General features: G+C 54.3%; 3 protein-coding genes and 2 pseudogenes. All 5 read left to right on the forward strand.

What is annotated here, in order from left to right:
- Window positions 1-121 (forward strand): annotated as a pseudogene (locus ACOCD2_RS13750) (IS481 family transposase); the annotation flags it as partial.
- Window positions 122-378: 257 nt separating this feature from the next.
- The gene (locus ACOCD2_RS13755; protein ID WP_294030851.1) at window positions 379-807 is read left to right on the forward strand and encodes a hypothetical protein; all 429 of its coding nucleotides are present in this window, start codon (window positions 379-381) and stop codon (window positions 805-807) included.
- A gap of 17 nt (window positions 808-824) precedes the next feature.
- The gene (locus ACOCD2_RS13760; RefSeq protein ID WP_293680158.1) at window positions 825-1,823 is read left to right on the forward strand and encodes a hypothetical protein; all 999 of its coding nucleotides are present in this window, start codon (window positions 825-827) and stop codon (window positions 1,821-1,823) included.
- A gap of 15 nt (window positions 1,824-1,838) precedes the next feature.
- Window positions 1,839-3,260, forward strand: a complete 1,422-nt coding sequence (locus tag ACOCD2_RS13765) for a trypsin-like serine peptidase (protein ID WP_293648681.1) — start codon at window positions 1,839-1,841, stop codon at window positions 3,258-3,260.
- Window positions 3,261-3,445: 185 nt separating this feature from the next.
- Window positions 3,446-3,790 (forward strand): annotated as a pseudogene (locus tag ACOCD2_RS13770) (DUF6394 family protein); the annotation flags it as partial.
- Between the last annotated feature and the right edge of the window lie 213 nt (window positions 3,791-4,003).

Below are 4,003 nucleotides of genomic sequence, written 5' to 3' on the forward strand. Positions count from 1 at the left end.
CCATGTCCCGCAGAAAAACATCGGGCACATCACGCCCATTCAGGCGCTTAAGGATTGGCACAAAAAACAACCGGAATTATTCAAAAAGAAAATCTATGATCTATCGGGACTTGACAAGTAGATTCAGAGAAAAGGAGAATGGACGTGAAGAAAAAAACATTGTTTGCAACGGGGATGCTTTCAGCCGGGGTCATGTTGGCCCTGTGTGCACCGGTAACAGCGGGTACAGCACTGAAGGTGGGTTCTATCGTCGACAGCTCCCAGTTGTGGGAAGTGCCATCACAGGTCACTTTCAGGCTTTTTGACAGTGCAACTGCGGCGAATCCGGTGGCTTCCCAGGCTTTTAATGCCGGTTTATGGTTTTCCGGAGGACAGTTTATGGCAGGCAAGACCGTGCGGGTCTCTGCCAATTTCACCAATACCGATGACCTTGATATGAGCAAGCCGCTCTGGTTGGAAACCACTGTCGATGGGACATTGATTGGCAGCAGGCAGGAACTTGTGGCAGAGGCGCCGCCGGTGGTGGATATCAGTGTCGAGAATTTCATCGAAGCGCGGAGCGGCGGCTTCATCTTTCCGGATAACACGGTTCAGGCGACCGCGGGCATAACCACAGAGACAGATCCCAATCTGGCGGTTCATGCGGCAAATGCCAGCGCTCATCATGCGCCATATACCGATGCCGGGGCAGTTGCGGCGATCAAGGCTGCAGATGGTTCAGGCTCTGGCCTGGCGCGGACCTGCTCGATGGCCAGCATGCTTCTGCTTTTTCCCCGGCAGCACACAATCACAATGCAGATTATGTGAACGTCACGGGCGATACCATGACCGGAAAACTGACGGTAAACAGTTCGGAAGCAGCCGATTTTCATGGTGATATTGCGTTGTTTGAGACAGATGGTACGAAGACAGTCGACGTTGATGCGGATGCAGGGTTGTTACGGCTCTATAACGGTAGCAGTATAGAGCAGCTCCATATATCTGGAGACAATTCTACGGGTGGACTCATATACTTCTACAATGAATCTGGCGCAACAACCATCTACATGGATGGAGAGAAATCTTCTACAACGCCAGGTGGTTTGATGAGACTGTTCAATGGCAGTAGCAAGCTGACAATTGTATTGGATGGTGATGCAGGTGGTGAACAAATTGCAGTGGCAGATTCCACAGGGACAAGAACCATTTCCATTGAAGGCGAGGAAGCCCCTGGTGATGGCGCCCAAATTTTGATGTATAACACCAGCGGTGTCCAGACGCTGCAGATCGACAGTGATTCAACAACCGCCGGCGGTTATATTCAGCTGTACGACAGCGCGGGCCATGCCACTATAACTCTCGATGGTGAAACTGGCGGTGATGGCAGGATTACCACGCAGGAACTGGCCATTACCGGCGGCAGTGATCTTTCCGAGCAATTCGACATCAATGCACCGAAAACTCCGGTTGAGGCGGGCATGCTGGTGAGTATAGACCCGCAAAATCCCGGCAAACTGATCCCGAGCGATGAACCTTACGATCGCAAGGTTGCAGGCATCGTCAGTGGTGCGGGCGGAGTCAAGCCCGGTATGATGATGGGGCAGAACGGCACCATTGCCAACGGTGAGTATCCGGTTGCTCTCTCAGGCCGGGTTTATGCCCTGGCTGATACCAGCGAGGGAGGTGAGATCAAGCCCGGAGATCTGTTGACCACATCCCGGATTCCCGGCTATGCGATGAAAGCCACAGACGCCGAGAAGCGCAGCGGCGCTGTCATCGGCAAGGCCATGACGTCTCTGAAAACCAAAAAGGGACTGGTGCTGGTTTTGGTTTCTCTGCAATGAGGCCAGGAGGAAACAATGAAGATCATTTACACTAAAACACTTCTTGCCTTGGCCGCTTTGCTAGTGGTGCTGCCGGCAATGGCGCAGTTTGCGCCTCCGCCGCAGCATATCGAACCCTATAACTTGACCTTGGGGCAGCCGGGAAAGAACCGCTCTGTCCAGAAGGAATCTGACCAGGTCACCTTGTCGGAGGTTGTTCGAGTAGAGGGTGCTCCCTGGTTGCGACTCAAGTTCCGGGCCTACAATCTGGGGCAACACAGTTACATTGTCATGACGTCCCTGGAGGATGGCGGACAACAGCGCCTGGACGCAAAGAGTCTCGCCCAGTGGAATAGCGCATCTGCCTTTTTCAACGGCGATGCGGTGCTGCTGGAACTCCATGTGGCAGAAGGGGAAAGCGGTATTTTCGCCACACTGGAATCTCTTAACGTGGGCGAGCGTGGTGTTGCCGCTGCTGCCGAAGATTCGGGTGGCAGCGAAACACAATGTGGCCCAGTGGATAACCGGGTGGCTTCCACTGACAATCGTGCCGGTCGGATAATCAATGGCTGCACGGCTTGGCTGGTTTCAAACGGTGCGGTATTGACTGCAGGGCATTGCGTGGACTGGGATCCCGACGGGGGAGGGCCGCTGTTGCCTGATGGTGTGTTGGATTTGTGGGGCAGTTTTTCAGTCAATGTGCCTGCATCAGATCCGGATGGCACCATCAACCAGTCTGCACCCGAAGACCAGTTTCCCATCGATACCAGCAACGTGGTCTGGAATTATGATGGTGAAGGACAGGGGTTGGGCAAAGATTGGGCAGTCTTCGGAATTTTTCCCAATGCCAATGGTGAACGGGCGCATCTTCGAGAAGGGTTTTATAGGATGACCCGTCAGAACCCTGCGGCAAATGACTCCATGCGCATTACAGGCTATGGTGTGGATACCGGAGTTGACAACAAAACCTTGCAGACATCCGCCGGCCCTTATGTGGGTGAATATACAGGTGGCGCTGCAACCAACATCTACCACCGTTATCAGGTGGATACCCGGGGAGCGAATTCCGGCAGCCCCATCATCTGGCGAACGCCGTCGCCCGATTTTACCGTCGGCATACACACCAATGGCGGTTGCGGTGATCCTGTTGCCGGCACGAGCAATGCAGGCACGTCATTTGAGGTTGATGCGCTGGAAATCGCCATAAGAGATTTCCACGGATCTGGTGCCAAGTATGTGGATGTTGTACCCCAACCAAACAATCCAGGTCAGGCTGGTGAGGTTTTTCGCCCCTATGTCCATGTGCCGGATGCCGTCAGCAATGTTCCCAACAACGGCCGTGTCATCCTCGTCAAGGGTACTTATACCAAGGCTGCAGGCAATACCTTTACCGCGGGAGCGGATGGCAAGGCGATGACCTTCCTGGCACCGGTAGGTACCGTCATCATCGGCAACTGAGCGTTCCATCCCGGTCGGTGGATGCACAGGCCAGTTACCCTATGGAAAGTTCTCGGTCGCCCTGCGATCGAGAGCCTTCCCATGCTCTCTACCCTCTTGGCTGAAAAGAGGGCTGATTGACATTTCCATGACTCAGGGTTTCCTGCTACATTCCGGGAACACAAATCAAGAACCAGGAATTAGCCATGAACCCGGAAAAAGTCGTCTTCGGTTTTTTCATTGTCCTTTCCCTCACCCTGAACTTCGGTTTCTTTGTAGGAGAAATCGATGATCCCGTGCATCACAACGTGTATGAGCTGTTCGCGGTGCACATCGTCAATATCATTGCCACCCTGCTCAAGTTCGGTGACCGGAGCCAGTTGGGGGCGGTGCTTTTGTCCACCAGTCTGGTGGCGGTACTGCAGCTTGTGACTGCGGCGCTGGTCTGGATGTGGGTGGAGCATATTTCCGGTTCTGGCCTCACTCCTTCAGCCATGGCCAGCATCGTGTCCCTCAGTGGTGGCGCCATGTTGGCGAATATCATTTCTGTGCCGTTTCGCAGCAAGGCGCAGTGCGCAGGCAAGGGTTGTTCCCTTGGCAAGCGCTGGAACGCAGCTGCGGGACGGCACAGGAACGCCCTGCGGGTCAGCTTGTCTGCGCCCACGGACTGCGTTGTTCCTCTTGGCAAGGGAACTGCCATTACCTGCGAGGAACGCCTTGCCGTGAACGCAGACAAGCGGACTGAACTCGCAATTATTACCTAG

The organism is Thiolapillus sp. (genome assembly GCF_048562965.1).
Classification (GTDB): domain Bacteria; phylum Pseudomonadota; class Gammaproteobacteria; order Chromatiales; family Chromatiaceae; genus Thiolapillus; species Thiolapillus brandeum_A.